Below are 20,186 nucleotides of genomic sequence, written 5' to 3'. Positions count from 1 at the left end.
CCCTCCGGCCGCAATAATCTGTAAACTCTCCCCTCTTTCGCCGCCCTTCATTTCCTCGCGGCCATCACCTCTTTAAATGTTGCGGAGTCCACCTTGCGTCTGTTCCACACCTCCGACTGGCACCTTGGGCAAAACCTGCACGGCCAGGAGCGCGATTTCGAGCACGCCTGTTTTCTCGAGTGGCTGCTGCGCCAACTGCAACTGGCGCAGCCGGATGTACTGCTGATCGCCGGTGATATCTTTGACACGGTCAATCCGCCGGTCAAAGCCCAGGAACGCCTCTACGACTTCATCGTCAGCGCCCACGAGCAGCAGCCGTTGCTGACCATCGTGATGATTGCCGGCAACCATGATTCCGGCTCACGGATCGAGTTGCCCGCGCCGCTGATGCGCCGTTTGCGCACCCATGCGCTGGGTCGGGTGTTGTGGCTGGATGACGGACAACTGGATGCCGAACGCCTGCTGCTGCCGTTGCCGGATAAAACCGGCGAAGTCGCCGCGTGGTGCCTGGCGCTGCCGTTCCTGCGCCCGGCAGAGGTGACCGGCGCGCATCTGGGCGACAACTATTTGCGCGGTATCGGTCAGGTACACGAATGGCTGATCGAAGCCGCCAATGCCAAGCGCAAACCCGGTCAGGCGTTGATCGCCATCAGCCACGCGCACATGGCCGGCGGCTCCGTTTCAGAGGACTCCGAGCGCAGCCTGATCATCGGCAACGCCGAAGCCCTGCCCGCCAGCCTGTTCGGGCCGAGCATCAGTTACGTCGCCCTCGGCCATTTGCACAAGCCGCAGAAGGTCAACGGTGAAGAGCGCATCCGCTACAGCGGCTCGCCGATTCCGTTGTCGTTCTCGGAGATCGGCTATCAGCACCAGATCCTCGACGTCACGCTCGACGGCGAAACCCTGGTCAGCGTCGAGCCGAAACTGATCCCGCGCTCGGTCAATCTGCAACGCATCGGCCCGGCACCACTGGCCGAGATCCTGCTGCAACTGGCCGATCTGCCGAACATCGACCTGCTCGCCGAAACCCAGCGGCAACCGTGGCTGGAAGTGCGCGTAATCCTCGACGAGCCGCAGCCGGATCTGCGCCATCAAGTCGAAAGCGCTCTGCAAGGCAAAGCCGTGCGCTTGGTGCGTATCGCCGCTGAATACGCTGGCAATCGTGGTGCTGACGGCGTCGAAGATGGCACCGCGCTGATCGAACTCGACCAACTCACCCCGCAGGAATTGTTCAGCCGCGCCTGGCTCGACAACTACGGCAACGAGGTCGACGAACAGACGCTGAAGGACTTCGCCGAACTGCTGCAGGACGTACAACTGGAGGGCGAGCAGCCATGAAGATTCTCGCCATTCGTTTGAAGAACCTCGCCTCGCTGGCCGGGCCGTTCGAGATCGATTTCACCGCTGAGCCGTTGGCCAGCGCTGGCCTGTTTGCGATCACCGGCCCGACCGGCGCCGGTAAAAGTACCCTGCTCGACGCGCTGTGTCTGGCGTTGTTCGGCGCGGTGCCGCGTCTGAACAACACTGGCCGCGACGCCAAAGTCCCGGATGCCGACGGTGAAATCGCCACCGGCGACCCACGCACACTGCTGCGGCGCGGCACCGGTGAAGGTTATGCCGAAGTGGATTTCGTCGGCGTCGATGGCCGTCGCTACCGTGCGCGCTGGGAAGCCAATCGAGCCCGCGAGAAGGCCGGCGGCAAGCTGCAAGCCAGTCGTCAGAGCCTGCGCGATATCGATCAGGATCAACTGCTCGCCAGCCAGAAAGGCGAATACAAAACCCAACTGGAAGCCGCGCTCGGCCTGAACTTTGAACAGTTCACCCGCGCCGTACTGCTGGCCCAGAGTGAGTTCAGTGCGTTCCTTAAAGCCGATGACAACGACCGCAGCGAACTGCTGGAAAAACTCACCGACACCGCGCTGTATACCCGCCTCGGCCGCCGCGCCTTCGACAAGACCAAAGAGGCCCGCGAAGCGCACAAGCTGTTGCAGGATCAAGCCACCGGCGTGACCCCGTTGGCGCCCGAAGCCCGGGCCGAGCTGGACGAGCGCTTCAACGCCGCGCAACAGCAAATGAAGTTGCAGCAGGCCCAGCTCAAACAGCTTGAGCAGCAGCACGGCTGGCTCAAGGACTTGCGTGTATTGCAGGACGCGCAACAGGCCGCCACCGAGCAATTGCACAGTGCCCAGCAGCAATCGGAAAGTCTAACCGGCGAGCGGATGAAACTGACGCGACTGGAGCAACTCGGCCCACAACGGCACCAGTTCGCACGCAAAACCGAACTCGATGCCCTGCTGACGCCACTGGCCGCGCAAATCGCCGCGCACACGCAGCAACACGCCGAGCTGGCCGAGCGTCAAACGCAACTGGAGCACAACCTCGAGGCGGCGAAAGTCGCCCTGAGTGACGCGCAGCACCGGCAAAGCGAGAACGCGCCACTGTTGCGTCAGGCCTTTGAAGAACAAAGCACCCTCGCCCGCTTGGCCAGGGATGTTGCGCAAAGTGCCGAAGCCCGAGCCAACGCGCAGCAGGCTTGTACCGAAGGCCAGAACGCCATTCAAACCTTGCTGGAAAAACAGGCCCAAGTCGGCGAGCGCCTGCAACGTATCGCCGCCGAGCTTGAGCAGAGTGCTCATCTGGCGCCGCTGAGCGATGCGTGGAATGCCTACCGCGATCGCCTGCAACAGCTGATGCTGATCGGCAACCGCTTGAACAAAGGTCAGGCGGAACTGGCGAGCCTCGAAGAAAACGCCACCCGCAGCGCCGAAGAATTGACCACGCAAAAACAGCAACTTGAAGTGCTGTTCAAAGAGGCCGGCGCCGAACCGGATGCCGTCGCCGAGCAGATCGGTATCCTCGGCACGCTGCTGCAGGACAACCGCAAACAACTGCGCGCCTTCGAAGACCTGTCGCGCCTGTGGGCCACGCAACAGGATCTGGACAAGCGCAGCGCCGAGTTGCAACAGCGCCAGCTCAGCGCCCAGCAGGAACGCGAACGCCTGACGCAGGACGGCGTGAAAAGCAAAGCCGAGCTGACCGTCGCCGAGCAAACCCTCAACGTCACCCGCGAACTGCTTGAGCGCCAGCGGCTGGCGCGCAGTGCCAGTGTCGAGGAGTTGCGCGCGCAGTTGCAGGATGATCAACCGTGCCCGGTCTGCGGCAGCAACGAGCACCCGTATCACCAACCAGAAGCGCTGCTGCAAAGTCTTGGTCGCCATGATGAAAGCGAGCAGGCCAACGCCCAGCAGGTGGTCGATCAGCTCAAGGAAAAACTTGTCGAGCTGCGCGCCGAAGTCGGTGGCGTGATTGCTCAGCAGAAAGAACTGCTGCAACAGCAGGAACAACTGGCCGCCCAGCAGCAAGCGTTGGCGCCAAGCCTCGACGCGCATCCGCTGTCCGCGCAGTTGTTCAATCAGGATGCCGACAAGCGCGATGCCTGGCTCGCCCGGCAAAACGAGCAACTCAACCAGAGCATCACTCAGGACGAACAACGCCAGAGCGCCCTGCTGACCCTGCAACAGGACGCCGCGCGTCTGACCCAGCAATTGCGTCAGGCCGAAACCGCGCATCAGCAAGCCGCGCAGCACCTGAGCAATCAGCAGCGCGAACTCGGCAGTGACCGCCAGCGCCTTGATGAGGAACTGACAGCGTTCGCCACCCTGCTCCCCGCCGATACACTTGAAGCCTTGCGCGAGGAACCGGCGGCGACCTTCATGCAGCTCGACCGACAGATCGCCGAGCGTCTGGCGCAAGTCGATCAGCAGAAGGAAGAACTGACCGAGCAGCAACAGCGTCAGCAGACGCTGGAGAAAGAGCAGGATCGCCAGCAGACCCGCGTCCATCAAGCGCAAACGGCTGAGCAACAGTTCAATGCGCTGGCCGAACAGCAACAACTTTGCCAGGACAAACTTGCGCAGTTGCTGGGTGAACACGGCAGCGCCGAGCAGTGGCAGCAGCAACTGGAACAGGCTGTGGAGCAAGCGCGCTCTGCCGAAACTGGCACCGCTCAAGACCTGCAAAACGTACGCACGCAGCTTGTGCAGATCGCGGCGGAACTCAGGGCCCGGCAGGAGCGTTTGCAGGCGCTGCAAAGCGAGGAACAGGATCTGGCGAGCAAGATTGCCGACTGGCGCGCTCGTCATCCCGAGCTGGATGACGGCGGCCTCGAAGACTTGTTGCGGGTCGATGATGAGCAAGTCGCGCAATTGCGCCAGCGCTTGCAGCTCAATGAAAAAGCCATGGAACAAGCCAAGGTCTTGCTGCAGGAGCGTGATCGGTTGTTGCTCGATCATCAGTCGCAACACAACGGCAATCTTGATGCCGAGCAACTGGCCACCGCCCTGAGCGATTTGCAGAATCAGTTCAATGTCAGCGAGCAGCAATGCGCCGAACTGCGTGCCGAACAGGCTGAAGACCAGCGCCGGCAGAACGCCAATCAGGCGCTGGCGCAGCAGATTGCCTCGGCGTATGCCGAGTATCAACGCTGGGCGCGACTGAGTGCCTTGATCGGCTCGGCCACCGGCGACACCTTCCGCAAGATCGCCCAGGCCTACAACCTCGACCTGCTGGTGCACCACGCCAACGTGCAGTTGCGCCAACTGGTCAAACGCTATCGCCTCAAGCGCGGTGGCAGCATGCTTGGCCTGCTGGTGATGGACACCGAAATGGGCGATGAACTGCGTTCGGTGCACTCGTTGTCCGGCGGCGAGACGTTCCTGGTGTCGCTGGCACTGGCATTGGGCCTGGCGTCGATGGCGTCGAGCACGCTGAAAATCGAATCGTTGTTTATCGACGAAGGTTTTGGCAGCCTCGATCCGGAGTCGCTGCAACTGGCGATGGATGCTCTCGATGGCTTGCAGGCGCAGGGCCGCAAGGTCGCGGTGATTTCTCACGTACAGGAAATGCACGAACGGATTCCGGTTCAGATTCAGGTGCAGCGTCAAGGCAACGGTTTGAGCACCCTGGAGGTGAAATGAACACGCTGTACTCCTTCCGCCGCTGTCCGTACGCGATGCGGGCGCGGATGGCGTTGCGTTATTCGGGCGTGGCGGTGGACATCGTTGAAGTCAGCCTCAAGGCCAAGCCAGCGGAGATGCTGGCGATCTCGCCCAAGGGCACGGTGCCGGTGCTGAATGCGGATGGCCGGGTGATTGATGAGAGTCTGGAGATCATGCGCTGGGCGTTGGCGCAGCATGATCCGCAGAACTGGCTGCTTGAGGATGACGCGCGGATTGCCGAGCTGATCGAAGCGAATGATCAGGTGTTCAAGGTGCATTTGAATCGCTACAAATACGCCGAGCGTTATCCCGAGCAGCCGATGGAAGTTTATCGGGCAGAGGGGGCGTTGTTCTTGCAGAGGCTGGAAGAACTGCTGACTGATCGTGAGTACTTGCTGGCCGATCATCTCAGCCTGGCGGATGTGGCATTGCTGCCGTTTGTTCGGCAGTTTGCGCATGTTGATCGTGAGTGGTTTGCGCAGACGCCCTATGTTCGTTTACAGGCCTGGTTACAGCGTTTCCTCGAGTCCGAACTGTTCACCTCGATCATGAAGAAATAACCCTCACCTTCCTGCTTGATGATCGTTCCCACGCTCTGCGTGGGAATGCCTCAAGGGACGCTCTGCGTTCCAATCGGACGCGGAGCGTCCGGGCTGCATTCCCACGCGGAGCGTGGGAACGATCAGTCAGGCCAGCGCTTGGCACATGCCGAGGGCCATGCAATCTATCTCGAATGGCCCGAGAAAATCCGCCGAGACTTTTACCGGCGGATTGCCGGCCATCAGCCCTAGCGTATTTGCTCTCTCGATATTGTGCGCAATGTTGTGATTGGCCTCTATGGCCCGCGCCAGTGCGCCAACCGAGCCTTGGCCGATGCCCAATAATGAAGCGCCGTTGGTGAAGAACGCCAAACCGGCGATCACCCAGAGTCTGTAACCTTTCATACTCCGCCGACTCCCGCGAGTTCGGCCCGGTCGACCATCACGCTTTGCGAGCGGACTTCGAACTGGATGCCGGGGTGGGCGACTTCAATCGGGGCGTCGAAGGTGTGTTCCATCTGCGAGACGATGCTGACGACCAGCACCACGGCCAGGTAAAGACCGATGGCCAGATAGGCGCCGCGTTTGGCTGAATGAATGATTGCGCTGGCCATGGTGTTCTCCCGTGGGCATGTTTCGATGTCCACAGAATCGATCAAAAAAGCTGTGGCAACCACTCAGGGTTTTCCATAGTAAACATCAGCTTTGTTGATTATTTAGCCAGTCTATTTGCGTGTTTGAAGAAACCTATCGTGCTGCGAAAAACTCACGCACACGTGTAGGAGCTGCCGAAGGCTGCGATCTTTTGATTTTGCTTTTGCCGATCGTTCCCACGCTCTGCGTGGGCATGCAGCCCGTGACGCTCCGCGTCACTGGACGCAGAGCGTCCCTAGAGGCATTCCCACGCAGAGCGTGGGAACGATCAAACAAGATCAAAAGATCGCAGCCTTCGGCAGCTCCTACAGGGAGTTGTTCGAAGCGGGCATTTCAGTGTTGGACTTTGTGATCCAGGGCGGCGTAGAAGTTGGCGCTCTGTTGCAGGTATTTCTGGGTGTAGCTCTGGGTGTGGGATTTTTTGCTGTTGATTTCGACGTTGGCGCTGGCTGGCAGCACGACAGTGGCGGAGATGGCGGAAGCGGCGATAACGGAGAAGAGATTGAAGTTCATGGCGGTAACCCTCGTGTTCGGTTGGCTTGCTTGCCCGGTTGGGCCGTGGAGCAAACTTAACGCTCGAGGGTTGATCGCTTGAAATGCTTTGTAGCATTACCGGATATCAGCGCTATTAATACAACGAGACAGGCCCAGTAAACCGGGGCCTGTGGCTTATTGTCGCACTATGAACTTGAGGTCGCTGGGAGCGTCCATCGCCAGTTTCTGCACGGTTTTGCCGAGCAGACCGGTCTTGCCATCGCGCTCGACGACGACAATTTCGTTGCTCTTCTGGTTGGCGATCAGCAGGAATTTGCCACTCGGGTCGAGGCTGAATTCGCGCGGGTGATCACCGTCCACCGAGCGTTTTTGCAGCTCTTTGAGCTGACCGGTTGCCGGATCGATCGCGAACACCACCAGTTGATTGGCGGTGCCACGGTTGCTGACGTAGAGAAACTTGCCATCGGCCGAGGCATGCAGTGCCGCGCCGGCCTTGTCCGAGGTCGGTTGACCAGCGGCCAGATCGACCAGTTGCGTCTGGGTCAGCACGCCATCGTGGTAATCGAACACCGCAACCTGCGCGCTCATTTCCATGGTCAGCCAGGCGTGTTTGCCATCAGCGCTGAACAGCAGATGACGCGGGCCGCTGCCGGCCGGCAAGGGCACTGCGGCGGTCATCGCGGGTGTCAGCGGCAAGTCCGGGTTGGCCTTCGGATCGAACAGGTAGACGAAGACCTTGTCCGCGCCCAGATCGTTGGAGAACACGTAGCGGCCGTCCGGCGAAGAAACCGTCGAGTGCACGTGGTTGGAGGCCTGGCGCTCAAGGTTGATCCGGCTGGCCGGATGCGCGCTCATCTGCACGACAGGTTTGAGTTTGCCGTCGGCACCGACCGGCAATACCGCCAGCGTTCCACCCGGATCTTCCATCACCGAATAGTTGCTGACGAACAAGTGGCTAGCGTCAGCGCTGAGGCTCGAATGAGTCGGCTCGTTGCCCAGGCTCTGCACTTGATTGATCAGGGTCAGCGCGTGGGTTTTCGGATCGATCGAATAGCTGCTGACACGGCCGACCGGGTCTTTCTGGCCCGGGCCGTTTTCGTTAACCACGAACAGCCTGCGCTGGTCTTTGGACAGGGTCAGCCATGACGGGTTTTCACTCTTGACCACTTGCAGCGGCTTGGCGGCGATCTGGCCGGTAGCGCTGTCGAAGTTCATGCGGTAAATACCCTGGCTGGTGTTGGCGGTGTAGGAACCGACCAGCAATTGGAAGCTTTCTGCAGATGCAGTGGACAGGCCCATTGCACCGACGCTGCCGGCCATCAGCAGCGGCCAGAATTTACGCATTTTCATCAGTTTCGTCCTCGTTATTGCTGCTGCTGACTACGTCACCGTGGCAGACCAGGCAGTGTTCGCCGGTGGTTTTGGTATCGCTGGAAAAACCAACGATCAACCAGCTGTGCAGGTCTTCATCAAACGTTGCCGCTGCAACCTGCGCGGGAGAGAATTCCCAATGCTTGGACGCTCGGCCATCGATGCATTCGATGTGCAGGTTGTCGTCTTCGTCGAGGGCGAATTCGAAGGCATGCAGGCCGTCGATTTCGACCATGCCGCAGTGTTCGAGGACGTTGAGAAGGGTTTGGGCAGTCATGGCAAACAGTCTTTCTAGGGGGGAAAGGGCCAATGATAGCTCAATGTGATCCAGAGGCCTTATGGGAACCCTTGTGGGAGCGAGCCTGCTCGCGAATGCGGTGTGTCAGGCCATGAAAGGCTGACTGAAAGAATGCATTCGCGAGCAGGCTCGCTCCCACAGGGATGTTGGCTGTCAGTTACAACGCATCGCGGCTTGGCTTGCCATCGACGAGGCGCTGGATGCGCAATGGGTTGGCGTTTTTCAGCGGCTCTGGCAGCAAGCTGTCCGGGTAGTTCTGGAAGCACACCGGGCGCAGGAATCGGTCGATGGCCAGCGTCCCGACCGAAGTACCGCGGGCATCAGACGTTGCCGGATAAGGCCCGCCGTGCACCATCGAATCACACACTTCGACACCGGTCGGATAACCATTAAGCAGAATCCGCCCGACCTTCTGTTCCAGCAGCGGTGTCAGTTCAGCAAACTGTTCGAAGTCCGTCAGCTCACCAATGATCGTCGCGGTGAGTTGCCCGTGCAGGCCATGCAACGCCGCACTGAGTTGCGCCTGATCCGCCACTTCGACAATCACCGTGGTCGGGCCGAACACTTCTTCCTGCAACACTTCATCGCCATTGATCAACAGGCTCGCATCGGCCTTGAACAATTGCGGCTGCGCCTGATTGCCCTGCTGCGGATTGCCGGCCAGATGCTCGATGCCAGAATGCGCCAACAGCTTCTGCAAGCCTTTGCCGTAGCTGCCGAGGGTGCCAGCGTTGAGCATGGTTTGCGCCGGTTGATCGCCGATCAATCCGGCGACTTGCTGCACGAAAGCGCTGAACTGCGGCGAACGAATGCCGATCACCAGCCCGGGATTGGTACAGAACTGGCCACAGCCCTGCACCACCGAAGCCGTCAGGTCGCGAGCAACCGTTTCCGAGCGAGCCGCCAAGGCCTGCGGCAGGACGATCACCGGGTTGATACTCGACATCTCGGCAAACACCGGGATCGGTTGCGGGCGCGCAGCCGCCATGTCGCACAGCGCGCGACCGCCCTTAAGCGACCCGGTGAAGCCAACCGCCTGAATCGCCGGATGCTTGACCAGCCATTCACCGACGCCACCGCCGTAGATCATGTTGAACACGCCGGCCGGCATCGCGGTTTTTTCTGCGGCACGAATCAGCGCATCGGCAACCAGTTCTGCTGTCGCCATATGGCCGCTGTGGGCCTTGAACACCACCGGGCAACCGGCGGCCAGTGCCGACGCGGTGTCGCCGCCGGCAGTTGAAAATGCCAGTGGAAAGTTGCTTGCGCCGAACACCGCGACAGGGCCGAGGCCGATGCGGTACTGACGCAGATCCGGACGTGGCAACGGTTGGCGATCCGGCAGCGGTAAATCGATTCGCGCTCCATAGAAATCACCTCGACGCAGAACCTTGGCGAACAGGCGCATCTGCCCGCTGGTGCGTCCGCGCTCGCCTTGAATGCGTCCGGCCGGCAACGCGGTTTCGCGGCAGACCACGGCGACGAAGTCATCACCGAGGGCATCCAGTTCATCGGCAATCGCATCAAGGAACTGCGCGCGGCGTTCGGCGCTAAGGCTTCGATACGCCGGGTAAGCGGCAGCGGCGGCTTTGGCGGCGGCGTCGACTTCTTCGACGGTGGCCTGAATGAAATCGTGGGGCAGCTGTTCGCCCGTCGTGGCATCGACCGATTGCAGTTTGACGTTGCCAGCAGCGCTGCGCTGACCGCCGATGTAGTTGTGACCGAGAATCTGAGTCATGGGATCTCCTTAAAGGGTGCCGATGCTGTCCGGCGCAAAAGCGGCTGCGATCGGCACGATGCCGTTGACCAGCGGCGCGCCGAATTCGGCCTGGCTGATTTCGAACAGGTCGCCCGGTTGCGTGCGGATACCCTCGGCGAACGACAGGGTCGCGGTGCCGAAGAAGTGAATGTGCACGTCGCCCGGGCGCAGGAACTGACGGTATTTGAAGTGGTGGTATTCGAGGTTGGCGAGGCTGTGGCACATGTTCGCCTCACCACTGAGAAACTCGTTTTGCCAGAGCACTTCGCCGTCACGCAGGATGCGACTGGTGCCTGCCAGATGTTGAGGCAATTCACCGGTGCGAAGTTCCGGACCATAACTGCAACTGCGCAGTTTCGAGTGCGCCAGGTACAGGTAGTTTTTGCGCTCCATGACGTGATCGGAGAACTCGTTGCCGACCGCGAAACCGAGGCGATAAGGCTTGCCGTCGTGGCCGATCACATAGAGGCCGGCCATCTCCGGTTCTTCGCCGGCATCTTCGGCAAACGGCGGCACCGGGAAAGGTTGGCCGGGGCGAACGACGATGCTGCCATCGCCTTTGTAGAACCATTCCGGTTGCACGCCGGCCTGCCCCGCCGCCGGTTTGCCGCCCTCCACGCCCCATTTGAAGATGCGCATGGTATCGGTCATCGCCGCTTCATCACCGGCCTGCTGATGCATTTTGTCGCGGGCCGAAGCGCTGCCCAAATGGGTCAGACCGGTGCCGCTGACCAGCATGTGTGCCGGGTCCGGGTGATCGAGTGGCGGCAGGATGCGCAACTGGGACAGTAGCTCGGCGTAATCGTGGCTGATGCCGAGGCCGAGGGTTTGCACTTGCTGTTCCAGAGTGTTGCCGGCCTCGATGGCGGCCAGCGCCAGATCACGCACGCTGCGCGCGTCCTGGACTTCGCGCACCAGACCGTTGGCGACCACGCCGACGCGGCGTTCGCCGTTGCTTAATTCGAATTGAACCAGATGCATGATTTTCTCCTATTCCATCAAAAACGTCGCTGTCCCCTGTGGGAGCGAGCTTGCTCGCGAAAGCGGTGTATCAGTCACCAACAATGTTGAATGTGATGGCCTCTTCGCGAGCAAGCTCGCTCCCACAAGGGATTTGCATTGCTTCCAGAGTTCAGGTTCGGGTGGCACCACGGGCGCTGGCGGCGAACTGGTCAACCGGCAGAACGTGTTTGCGTTCCAGCACGCGGTAAACCACGCCGGTCAGGATCAAGCCGAACACCATCACTCCAGAGAGGAAATACAACCCCGAAGCCAAATTACCGGTGTATTCCTTCAACGCGCCAATCACGAACGGCCCGATATACCCGCCGAGATTCCCCACCGAATTAATCAACGCAATGCCCGCCGCCGCACTCGCGCCGGCAAAGAAGCGCCCCGGCAAGGTCCAGAACACCGCCGTGCAGGAAAACAACGCGAACGCCACCAGACACAATGCCGCCAGTTGCGCCACCGGCAACGACAACCAGGCACTGAGGAACAGGCCAATCGCGCCCAGCACATACAGAACAGCCAGATGGCCGTAGCGATCATTCAAGCGATCAGAACTGCGCGGCACGATCAGCAGCCCGATGATCCCGAAGATGTACGGCACCGACGAAACAAAACCGGTGACCAGATCACTGCCGCCAAACTGTTTGATCAGCGTCGGTAACCATAGACCGAGACCATAAATGCTCAACGTCACCGGCAGGTAAAACAGCGCCAACAGCAAAACGCGTTTGTCTTTCAGGGCATGCAACGGATTGCCGTGGCGGGTCTGGCCGTATTCCTGCAGATCTTTTTTCAGCTCGCCGGTCAGCCAATCCTTTTCCGCCTGATCCATCCAGTTCACTTGCTGCGGGCCGTCCGGCAACCAGCGCAGCACCGGCCAGGTCAGCAGGATCGCCGGGGTGCCAATGACGATAAACAGCCACTGCCAGCCGTGCAGACCGAGGACGCCGTCCATGCCGAGCAAACCGCCGGACACCGGACCGGTGATCATCATCGCGATCGGTTGGGAGAGGATGAACAGGCCGAGGATCTTGCCGCGATGGCGCACCGGGAACCATTGAGTGATGTAGTAGAGAACGCCGGGGAAGAAGCCCGCCTCGGCCGCGCCGAGCAGAAAGCGCATCACGTAGAAACTGTGCGGGCCCTGGACGAAGGCCATGCCGATGGTGATGGCGCCCCAGGTGATCATGATCCGCGCGAACCAGCGTCGTGCGCCGAAGCGTTCGAGCATCAGGTTGCTGGGGATTTCGAGGAGGAAGTAACCAATGAAGAACAGCCCGGCGCCGAGGCCGTAAGCCGCATCGCCAATGCCGATGTCGGCGCCCATGTGCAGCTTGGCGAAGCCGACGGCGGAGCGATCCACATAGGCGATCAGGTACAGCAGGATCAGGAAGGGAATCAGTTTCAGCGTAATGCGCCGTATCAGCCGCAGTTCCTGGCTCATGAGATCGGTCTCCGATTGTTGTTTTTATAGAACCTCGGGGGACGCCTCTCACGGTAAACCGTCAGGGCCATCCCTCCGTCGAAAACGACTATATAGTAATACTAATTCACCAACAACACTTCCAAACCTAGGATTTTGCGCTTAGATTAAGCCGTAGCTGGAACACTATAGTCATACAATAAGAGAATCGATCATGTCTGATAAGAAACCCACCCTGCGCTCCGCCCAATGGTTTGGCACGGCCGACAAGAACGGCTTCATGTACCGCAGCTGGATGAAGAATCAGGGCATCGCCGACCACCAGTTCCACGGCAAGCCGATCATCGGCATCTGCAACACCTGGTCGGAACTGACCCCGTGCAACGCGCACTTCCGCCAGATCGCGGAGCACGTCAAACGCGGGGTGATCGAGGCTGGCGGTTTTCCAGTGGAATTTCCGGTGTTCTCCAACGGAGAATCGAATCTGCGTCCGACCGCCATGCTCACCCGCAACCTGGCGAGCATGGACGTTGAAGAAGCGATACGCGGCAATCCGATCGACGGCGTGGTGCTGTTGACCGGTTGCGACAAAACCACCCCGGCGCTGTTGATGGGTGCAGCCAGTTGCGATGTACCGGCCATCGTTGTCACTGGCGGGCCGATGCTCAACGGCAAGCACAAGGGCAAGGACATCGGTTCCGGCACCGTGGTCTGGCAGCTCAGCGAGCAAGTAAAGGCCGGCACCATCACCATCGACGATTTCCTCGCGGCCGAGGGCGGCATGTCGCGTTCGGCGGGCACCTGCAACACCATGGGCACCGCATCGACCATGGCTTGCATGGCGGAAGCTCTCGGCACTTCGCTGCCACACAACGCGGCGATTCCGGCTGTCGATGCGCGGCGTTATGTGTTGGCGCACATGTCCGGCATGCGTGCGGTGGAGATGGTTCGCGAAGATTTGAAACTGTCGAAGATTCTGACCAAGGAAGCCTTCGAAAACGCTATCCGCGTGAACGCTGCCATCGGCGGTTCGACCAACGCGGTCATTCACTTGAAAGCCATCGCCGGACGCATCGGTGTCGAGCTGGATCTGGACGACTGGACGCGCATCGGTCGTGGCATGCCGACCATCGTCGACCTGCAACCGTCGGGGCGTTTTCTGATGGAAGAGTTTTATTACGCCGGTGGTTTGCCAGCGGTGCTGCGCCGTCTCGGTGAGGCCAATCTGATTCCGAATCCAAACGCACTGACGGTCAACGGCAAGTCGATCGGAGAGAACACCAAGGACGCGCCGATCTACGGTGAAGACGAGGTGATCCGCACGCTCGACAATCCGATTCGCGCCGATGGCGGGATTTGTGTGTTGCGCGGTAATTTGGCGCCGCTCGGCGCGGTGCTCAAGCCCTCCGCCGCAACCCCGGAACTGATGCAGCATCGCGGCCGCGCGGTGGTATTTGAAAACTTCGACATGTACAAAGCGCGGATCAACGATCCGGAGCTGGATGTCGATAAGGATTCGATTCTGGTGATGAAAAACTGCGGGCCGAAGGGTTATCCGGGCATGGCCGAAGTCGGCAACATGGGCTTACCGGCCAAACTGTTGGCCCAGGGTGTGACGGATATGGTGCGCATCTCTGATGCACGGATGAGCGGCACGGCGTACGGCACGGTGGTTTTGCACGTGGCACCGGAAGCGGCGGCCGGCGGGCCTTTGGCGACCGTGAAGGAAGGCGACTGGATCGAGCTGGATTGCGCCACCGGGCGTTTGCATCTGGACATTCCGGATGCCGAACTGGCGGCGCGCATGGCGGATCTGCAGCCCCCGCAGCAATTGCTGGTGGGCGGCTATCGTCAGTTGTACATCGACCATGTGCTGCAGGCGGATCAGGGCTGTGACTTCGACTTCCTGGTAGGTTGCCGAGGCGCTGAAGTCCCCCGCCACTCTCACTGATCACACAAATCCCTGTGGGAGCGAGCTTGCTCGCGAAGACGGCGGCACATTCAACTGTAATGTTGTTTGACCCAACGCTTTCGCGAGCAAGCTCGCTCCCACAGTTGTTCTTTACCCGCCTCAAGATTGCGCCGTGCCTGCTATGATGCGCGGCATCTCCATCGCTCAGGATCGCGCCGTTCCCCATGGATTACCGCAAACCCTCCGACCGCAAAAGCATGCACTCGCGCATCGTCCAGGAACTGGGCATGCAGATCGTCTCCGGACGCTTCAAGCCCGACGACAAACTGCCCGCCGAAGCCCTGCTCTGCGAGGAGTACGCGGTCAGCAGGCCGGTGCTGCGTGAAGCGACGCGGGTGCTGGTGGCCAAGGGGTTGGTGTACTCCAGACCGCGTGTCGGCACGGTGGTCAAGGCACGCCGCGAGTGGCACATGCTCGACCCGGACGTGCTGCATTGGTTGATGCAAAGCAGCCCGCAAAACGAATTCTTCAATGTGCTGACCAGTGTGCGCAGCATTATCGAACCGGCGGCTGCGGCCCTCGCCGCCCAGCATGCCACCGATGCCGAAATTGCCGGGATCGGTGAGGCTTACCAGCGCATGGAAGCCGCGCCGACACCGGAAGCGTTGTTACAGCCGGATCTGGATTTCCATAGCCGGATTGCCGATGCGACGCACAATGATTTGCTGGCGAACCTGTGCAATATGTTGTCGGTAGCTATTGCCGAGGCGTTGAAGCATTCGAATCAGCGGCCGAATCTGCATGAATTGGCGTTGCCGCGGCATAAGGCGATTTTGACGGCAATCGAGAATCGGGATGCGCTGGGTGCTCGGCATGCGACGTTGGTGCAGCTGGATGATGCGCGTAGTGCGCTCAGCGTCGTGCTCGGCACAGAACTCTCTTAAATTTTTAACCCTCTTGCCCTCACCCTAGCCCTCCCGAAACGTCGGACCGCCCAGAGGTAGAGGGGACCGACCGCGATGTCTTGCGTGGTACATCGACCTGAAAAACCGAGTCGATTATGGATTCACAGCAAATCGTTCAAGTCGGCGTAAATCTCCAATATCCCCCAATCAGTCCCCTCTCCCTCCGGGAGAGGGCTAGGGTGAGGGGCTCTTGATCTTGACCTTGATCTTCATCCAAAAAAAAGCCGCAACCCCTAAAGGTTGCGGCTTTGTCGTTTCAGCTTTTCAGATCAATGCGCAAACAGCGAATTGCCCTTCTGCCCCGCCAGTTTCTCCGGCTTGATCAGGAACTTCGCCAGTGCCGGCAGCAGCCACAGCGCACCGAACATGTTCCACAGCAGCATGAAGGTCAGCATCAGGCCCATGTCGGCCTGGAACTTGATCGCCGAGAAGATCCAGGTGCACACGCCGATCGCCAGGCACAGGCCGGTGAACAGCACCGCTTTACCGGTGGATTTCAGCGTCTGGTAATAGGCTTCCTGCAACGGCAGCCCGGCACGCAGGAAACTTTCCAGGCGGCTGTAGATATAGATGCCGTAGTCGACACCAATCCCCACACCCAGCGCCACCACTGGCAACGTTGCAACCTTCACGCCGATGCCCATGAACGCCATCAGCGCGTTGCCGAGTACCGAGGTCAGCACCAGCGGCAGGACGATGCACAAGGTCGCCGCCCACGAACGGAAGGTGATCATGCACATCACCGCCACGCAGATGTACACCAGAATCAGGATGGTCAGCTCAGCCTGTTTGATGACTTCGTTGGTGGCCGCTTCGATGCCGGCATTACCGGCGGCGAGGATGAACTCCAGACCGTCCTTGTTATTCTCCTGGGCAAACTCCTGCACCGCATGTACCGCCCGATCGAGGGTTTCGGCCTTGTGATCGTTGAGGAACACCAGCACTGGCGCCAGCGAGCAACTGTTGTTGTACAGGCCGTCGGCACGGGCAATCGAGTTGTTCAGCACGTCCGGGTTGCGCGACAGGGTTTCCCATTTCAGGTTGCCTTCGTTCATGCCCTTGATCATCTGCTTGGACACGGTCACCAGCGAGATCGCCGACTGCACGCCCTCGGTGTTCTGCATCTTCCACATCAACTGATCGATCGGCGCCATGGCTTCATAACGCGAGCAGCCTTCAGCCTTGGTCTTGACCATCACTACCAGTACGTCAGAGCTGGTGGAGTAATTGCTGATGATGAAGTTGTTGTCCTTGTTGTAGCGCGAGTCCGGACGCAGTTCCGGTGCGCCCTGGTCGAGGTCGCCGATTTTCAGGTTCTGGCTGTACCAGAGGCCGCCGCCGAAGGCGATCAGCGCCAGCAGCACCGAGATGCGTGCGACTTTCGGGTTGGCGAAGTTCGACAGCAGGCGCCAGAACGGATGTTCGCGGTTCGCGTCTTTCTTGCTCTTGGCGATCGCCCGTTTACTGATACCGACATAGGAAATGGCGACCGGCAGCAGAATCAGGTTGGTGAACACGATTACTGCCACGCCGATGGAGGCTCCGATCGCCAATTCGCGGATCACGCCGATGTCGATGATCAACAGGGTAATGAAACCCACCGCGTCCGCAAGAATCGCAATCATCCCCGGCAGGAACAGTTGCCGGAAGGTGCGGCGCGCTGCGGTCAGTGCGTTGTCGGCCTCGCTGGACTGCAGGGCAATACCGTTGATCTTCTGCACGCCGTGGGAAATACCGATGGCGAAGATCAGGAACGGCACCAGCATCGAATACGGATCGAGTCCGAAACCGAAGAAGTGCATCAAGCCGAGCTGCCAGACCACCGCCACCAGCGTCGTGCTCAATACGGCGATGGTGCTGCGTACGCAGTTGGTGAACCACAGCAGCAGAATCAGGGTGATGACGAACGCGATGCCGAAGAACAGCACGACCATCACCAGACCGTCGATCAGGTCGCCGACCTTTTTGGCGAAACCGACAATGTGGATTTTGACGTTGGGGTTCTGCGCTTCGAACTTGTTGCGGATCTTGTCTTCGAGTTCATGGGAGAACTTGCGGTAGTCCAGCGCGAGCAGCTTGCCTTGGTCTTCCGGATCCGGGTAGGACTCCAGCAGCGGGATGTCGACGATGCTCGACTTGAAGTCGTTGGCCACCAGACGCCCGACCTGACCGGACTTGAGCACGTTGTTACGCAACAGATCGAGGCTGTCCTGCGAGCCGTTGTAGCTCTGTGGAATCACTTCACCGCCGGCAAAACCCTCTTCGGTCACTTCGGTCCAGCGCACGCTCGGACTCCACAGCGATTTCAGGCCGGAGCGGTCGACGCCGGAGATGTAGAACACCTCGTCGTTGATCTGGCGCAGGGTCTCCATATACTCCTTGGAGAAGATGTCGCCGTCCTTGGCTTCCACCGAAATCCGCACGGTATTGCCGAGATTCGCCAGATCGTTGCGGTGCTCCATCATCTTCTCGATGAACGGATGCTTGAGCGGGATCATTTTTTCGAAACTGGTCGATGGCCGGATCAGCGTGGCCTGCCAGAACAGGAAAATGCTCACCACCAGACAGATCAGGATCACGGCCGGGCGGTTGTTGAAGATCAGGCGCTCAAGAAACGTCGCCTTGTCCTGCTGAGGAGTGATCAAGGAAGTCATAGCCCCGCCTTCTTGTTATTGATCTCGGCACCGTTCGGCAGCGTGGTGTGAACGCCACCCTGCCCGCTCAGAATCAGGTTGCCGTCGCCGGCAGCGGTGACCGATGACAGCGAAATGCGGTCCGGACGGTTGAACACACTGAAGGTCTCGCCATTGTCACTGCTGCTGATCACCGAGCCGCCGTTGCCGACGATGACGATCGAGCCGTCTTCGAGCAGGGTGGCGCCGGACAGGCCGAACTCCAGGGCACCGCGTGCAGCTTTCAATTCGACCTGTTCCCAGGTGTTGCCGAAATCCGTTGAGCGGAAGAGATTGCCGCGCAAGCCGTAGGCCAGCAGGGTTTGCGGTTGTGCCGTGCCGATCACGCCAAACAGCGAGCCTTCGTACGGGCCTTCGAGTTTTTCCCAGGTCTGGCCCTCGTCGGCGGAGCGGAACATGCTGCCCGACTCACCGACGATAAACAGCCCGGCGTCCTTCACCGCGGCGATGGCGTTGAGGTGGAATTGATCTTCGTTGTCGAGGCGGTCGCTGACGTCTTGCCAGTTCTTGCCGCCGTCGGTGGTTTCCAGCAGCGCGCCGTATGCGCCCACGGCAAGGCCGCTGTCGACGTCCTTGAACCAGACGTCGAGCAGCGGCGATTCACGCTTGAGGTCTTCGAATTGTTTGGTCCAGGTCAGACCGCCGTCTGCGCTGGCGAGGATTTGCGCGTCGTGCCCGACCGCCCAGCCGTGCTTGTCGTCGACAAAGTACACCGCGGTCAGCAGTTGCCGGCTCGGCACCTTGGCCTGTTTCCAGGTTTTGCCCTGGTCATCGGAATAGAGAATGTGCCCGCGATCGCCGACCGCGACCAGGCGTGCGCCAGCGTGGACGACATCGAGAATCAGGCTTTTCGCGGCTTTGGCGGATTCAGTGGCATAGACCACATCGGCCGGAGCCTCGGCGGCAATCACCGGTGCCGATAACGTGGCAAAGCCCAGCAGCGAGAGTGCTGTGGCCAGCAACGCGGTGTTGCGTAACGCCGGCAGGCGGCAACGACTCATAGACCTTCCCCTCTTTATTATTGTTAGGCCATCTGGCCTTCAAGGGCGCCGCAAGTGTGCTCCGCTGATGGCTGCTCAGGAGCATAGTCCTGAAACCCGCAATCCAGAGCCACTTCGGAAGCTGGCTCATCCTATCGGGCTTTCGAAACGTCTGACAATCGGCGCCACGTTATCTTTTGTTAACCGAAAGCCGCTCCCTGTAACAGATGAATTCCCCTGTGGGAGCGAGCTTGCTCGCGAAAGCGGTGCACCAGTCACCCAGTTTATTGGCTGACCCACCGCTTTCGCGAGCAGGCTCGCTCCCACAGGGTTTAGAGGTGGTCTTGGAATTTGTGGCTGTCAGTGAATGCAGCGCCATTCGCCGGATGTATGACGCAATTCTTGCGAGGGGGGACTTGCACGATCGGTATTATGGTATACCATCAGACGCACAGACACTCTCAATCCCCCAACGGAGCAGCTCATGAGTTTCGAAATTCGCAAGATCGTCAGCTATGTCGAAGAAACCTTCATCGAAGGCGGCAAGGCCACCGACAAGCCAGTGACCATGGTCGGCCTCGCCGTGGTGATGAAAAACCCATGGGTGGGCAACGGTTTCGTTGAAGACCTCAAGCCGCAGATCCGCGCCAACTGCTCCGACCTCGGTGCACTGATGGTTGAGCGTCTGGTCGGCATCATCGGCGGTGCCGAGAAAATCGAGGCCTACGGCAAAGCCGCTGTGGTCGGTGCCGATGGCGAGATCGAACACGCCTCCGCCGTGATCCACACCCTGCGCTTCGGCAACCACTACCGCGAAGCGGTCAACGCCAAGAGCTACCTGAGCTTCACCAACAAGCGCGGCGGTCCGGGCACCTCGATTCAGATCCCGATGATGCACAAGGACGACGAAGGTCAGCGTTCGCACTACATCACTCTGGAAATGCAGATCGAAGACGCGCCGCGTGCCGACGAAATCGTCGTCGTGCTGGGTTGCGCCGACGGTGGTCGCCTGCACCCGCGCATCGGCAACCGCTACATCGATCTGGAAGAACTGGCCGCCGAAAAAGCCCAGTAATCACAATAAAAAGG

Annotated in this window: 16 protein-coding genes; 6 read left to right on the top strand and 10 right to left on the bottom strand. The window is 60.0% G+C overall.

Annotated elements, in window-relative coordinates; all coding sequences use genetic code 11:
* Positions 1–93 precede the first annotated feature (93 nt).
* The 3 genes from ACRRSD_RS26935 to ACRRSD_RS26925 are packed head-to-tail and all read left to right on the top strand — an operon-like array spanning position 94 to position 5,557.
* Positions 94–1,338: an exonuclease SbcCD subunit D C-terminal domain-containing protein gene (locus ACRRSD_RS26935; RefSeq protein ID WP_435036308.1), complete on the top strand. Its 1,245-nt coding sequence runs from the start codon at positions 94–96 to the stop codon at positions 1,336–1,338.
* Positions 1,335–4,976: an AAA family ATPase gene (locus ACRRSD_RS26930; RefSeq protein ID WP_435036307.1), complete on the top strand. Its 3,642-nt coding sequence runs from the start codon at positions 1,335–1,337 to the stop codon at positions 4,974–4,976. Before ACRRSD_RS26935 ends, ACRRSD_RS26930 begins: the two co-directional genes overlap by 4 nt.
* Positions 4,973–5,557 (top strand): glutathione S-transferase, encoded by a 585-nt coding sequence (locus tag ACRRSD_RS26925; RefSeq protein ID WP_435036306.1) that lies wholly within the window; start codon positions 4,973–4,975, stop codon positions 5,555–5,557. Before ACRRSD_RS26930 ends, ACRRSD_RS26925 begins: the two co-directional genes overlap by 4 nt.
* Positions 5,558–5,683: 126 nt before the next feature.
* On the opposite strand, the gene ACRRSD_RS26920 is transcribed toward ACRRSD_RS26925, so the two are convergent.
* From ACRRSD_RS26920 to ACRRSD_RS26885, 8 genes are all read right to left on the bottom strand, one after another.
* On the bottom strand, positions 5,684–5,941 hold the full coding sequence (locus ACRRSD_RS26920) for a hypothetical protein (protein ID WP_435036305.1): 258 nt from the start codon (positions 5,939–5,941) through the stop codon (positions 5,684–5,686).
* On the bottom strand, positions 5,938–6,150 hold the full coding sequence (locus ACRRSD_RS26915; RefSeq protein WP_435036304.1) for a hypothetical protein: 213 nt from the start codon (positions 6,148–6,150) through the stop codon (positions 5,938–5,940). Before ACRRSD_RS26915 ends, ACRRSD_RS26920 begins: the two co-directional genes overlap by 4 nt.
* 373 nt (positions 6,151–6,523) lie before the next feature.
* Positions 6,524–6,703: a hypothetical protein gene (locus ACRRSD_RS26910; protein ID WP_435036303.1), complete on the bottom strand. Its 180-nt coding sequence runs from the start codon at positions 6,701–6,703 to the stop codon at positions 6,524–6,526.
* A 156-nt stretch (positions 6,704–6,859) separates the two neighbouring features.
* Positions 6,860–8,035 (bottom strand): lactonase family protein, encoded by a 1,176-nt coding sequence (locus ACRRSD_RS26905; RefSeq protein WP_435036302.1) that lies wholly within the window; start codon positions 8,033–8,035, stop codon positions 6,860–6,862.
* Positions 8,022–8,333, bottom strand: a complete 312-nt coding sequence (locus ACRRSD_RS26900; protein WP_435036301.1) for a DUF5629 family protein — start codon at positions 8,331–8,333, stop codon at positions 8,022–8,024. Before ACRRSD_RS26900 ends, ACRRSD_RS26905 begins: the two co-directional genes overlap by 14 nt.
* Before the next feature lie 178 nt (positions 8,334–8,511).
* On the bottom strand, positions 8,512–10,092 hold the full coding sequence (locus ACRRSD_RS26895) for an aldehyde dehydrogenase (NADP(+)) (RefSeq protein WP_435036300.1): 1,581 nt from the start codon (positions 10,090–10,092) through the stop codon (positions 8,512–8,514).
* A 9-nt stretch (positions 10,093–10,101) separates the two neighbouring features.
* A complete protein-coding gene (gene araD1 / locus ACRRSD_RS26890; RefSeq protein ID WP_435036299.1) occupies positions 10,102–11,094 on the bottom strand; it encodes an AraD1 family protein in 993 nt (330 codons plus the stop codon).
* A gap of 151 nt (positions 11,095–11,245) precedes the next feature.
* On the bottom strand, positions 11,246–12,568 hold the full coding sequence (locus ACRRSD_RS26885; protein ID WP_435036298.1) for an MFS transporter: 1,323 nt from the start codon (positions 12,566–12,568) through the stop codon (positions 11,246–11,248).
* A 193-nt stretch (positions 12,569–12,761) separates the two neighbouring features.
* Here ACRRSD_RS26885 and ACRRSD_RS26880 point away from each other — a divergent pair, with 193 nt between their 5' ends.
* Together ACRRSD_RS26880 and ACRRSD_RS26875 are read left to right on the top strand one after the other, a co-directional pair.
* Positions 12,762–14,498, top strand: a complete 1,737-nt coding sequence (locus ACRRSD_RS26880; protein WP_007917984.1) for an IlvD/Edd family dehydratase — start codon at positions 12,762–12,764, stop codon at positions 14,496–14,498.
* A 185-nt stretch (positions 14,499–14,683) separates the two neighbouring features.
* Positions 14,684–15,403 carry a FadR/GntR family transcriptional regulator gene (locus ACRRSD_RS26875; protein WP_435036297.1) on the top strand — a complete coding sequence of 240 codons (720 nt, stop codon included), beginning with the start codon at positions 14,684–14,686 and terminating at the stop codon, positions 15,401–15,403.
* 290 nt (positions 15,404–15,693) lie between these two features.
* Here ACRRSD_RS26875 and ACRRSD_RS26870 read toward each other — a convergent pair whose 3' ends face one another.
* Together ACRRSD_RS26870 and ACRRSD_RS26865 are read right to left on the bottom strand one after the other, a co-directional pair.
* Entirely contained in the window at positions 15,694–18,078 is a 2,385-nt protein-coding gene (locus ACRRSD_RS26870; protein WP_102902171.1) for an efflux RND transporter permease subunit, read from the bottom strand.
* Positions 18,075–19,118 (bottom strand): WD40/YVTN/BNR-like repeat-containing protein, encoded by a 1,044-nt coding sequence (locus tag ACRRSD_RS26865; protein ID WP_435036296.1) that lies wholly within the window; start codon positions 19,116–19,118, stop codon positions 18,075–18,077. Before ACRRSD_RS26865 ends, ACRRSD_RS26870 begins: the two co-directional genes overlap by 4 nt.
* 463 nt (positions 19,119–19,581) lie before the next feature.
* On the opposite strand from ACRRSD_RS26865, the gene ACRRSD_RS26860 reads away from it, so the two are divergent.
* Positions 19,582–20,172: an amino acid synthesis family protein gene (locus ACRRSD_RS26860; RefSeq protein ID WP_007917992.1), complete on the top strand. Its 591-nt coding sequence runs from the start codon at positions 19,582–19,584 to the stop codon at positions 20,170–20,172.
* The last annotated feature ends 14 nt before the right edge of the window (positions 20,173–20,186 follow it).

The organism is Pseudomonas neuropathica, from assembly GCF_051174785.1.
Lineage (GTDB): Bacteria > Pseudomonadota > Gammaproteobacteria > Pseudomonadales > Pseudomonadaceae > Aquipseudomonas > Aquipseudomonas neuropathica_A.
Note: the sequence above shows the minus strand (reverse complement) of the source record. Positions and strands in the feature narration are given on the sequence as shown.

Bases quoted from the DNA above. Each gene is read 5' to 3' on its own strand.
- ACRRSD_RS26930 (WP_435036307.1), top strand. From the start codon at position 1,335: ATGAAGATTCTCGCCATTCGTTTGAAGAACCTCGCCTCGCTGGCCGGG.
- ACRRSD_RS26925 (WP_435036306.1), top strand. From the start codon at position 4,973: ATGAACACGCTGTACTCCTTCCGCCGCTGTCCGTACGCGATGCGGGCG.
- ACRRSD_RS26920 (WP_435036305.1), bottom strand. From the start codon at position 5,941: ATGAAAGGTTACAGACTCTGGGTGATCGCCGGTTTGGCGTTCTTCACC.
- ACRRSD_RS26915 (WP_435036304.1), bottom strand. From the start codon at position 6,150: ATGGCCAGCGCAATCATTCATTCAGCCAAACGCGGCGCCTATCTGGCC.
- ACRRSD_RS26910 (WP_435036303.1), bottom strand. From the start codon at position 6,703: ATGAACTTCAATCTCTTCTCCGTTATCGCCGCTTCCGCCATCTCCGCC.
- ACRRSD_RS26905 (WP_435036302.1), bottom strand. From the start codon at position 8,035: ATGAAAATGCGTAAATTCTGGCCGCTGCTGATGGCCGGCAGCGTCGGT.
- ACRRSD_RS26900 (WP_435036301.1), bottom strand. From the start codon at position 8,333: ATGACTGCCCAAACCCTTCTCAACGTCCTCGAACACTGCGGCATGGTC.
- ACRRSD_RS26895 (WP_435036300.1), bottom strand. From the start codon at position 10,092: ATGACTCAGATTCTCGGTCACAACTACATCGGCGGTCAGCGCAGCGCT.
- araD1 (WP_435036299.1), bottom strand. From the start codon at position 11,094: ATGCATCTGGTTCAATTCGAATTAAGCAACGGCGAACGCCGCGTCGGC.
- ACRRSD_RS26885 (WP_435036298.1), bottom strand. From the start codon at position 12,568: ATGAGCCAGGAACTGCGGCTGATACGGCGCATTACGCTGAAACTGATT.
- ACRRSD_RS26880 (WP_007917984.1), top strand. From the start codon at position 12,762: ATGTCTGATAAGAAACCCACCCTGCGCTCCGCCCAATGGTTTGGCACG.
- ACRRSD_RS26875 (WP_435036297.1), top strand. From the start codon at position 14,684: ATGGATTACCGCAAACCCTCCGACCGCAAAAGCATGCACTCGCGCATC.
- ACRRSD_RS26870 (WP_102902171.1), bottom strand. From the start codon at position 18,078: ATGACTTCCTTGATCACTCCTCAGCAGGACAAGGCGACGTTTCTTGAG.
- ACRRSD_RS26865 (WP_435036296.1), bottom strand. From the start codon at position 19,118: ATGAGTCGTTGCCGCCTGCCGGCGTTACGCAACACCGCGTTGCTGGCC.
- ACRRSD_RS26860 (WP_007917992.1), top strand. From the start codon at position 19,582: ATGAGTTTCGAAATTCGCAAGATCGTCAGCTATGTCGAAGAAACCTTC.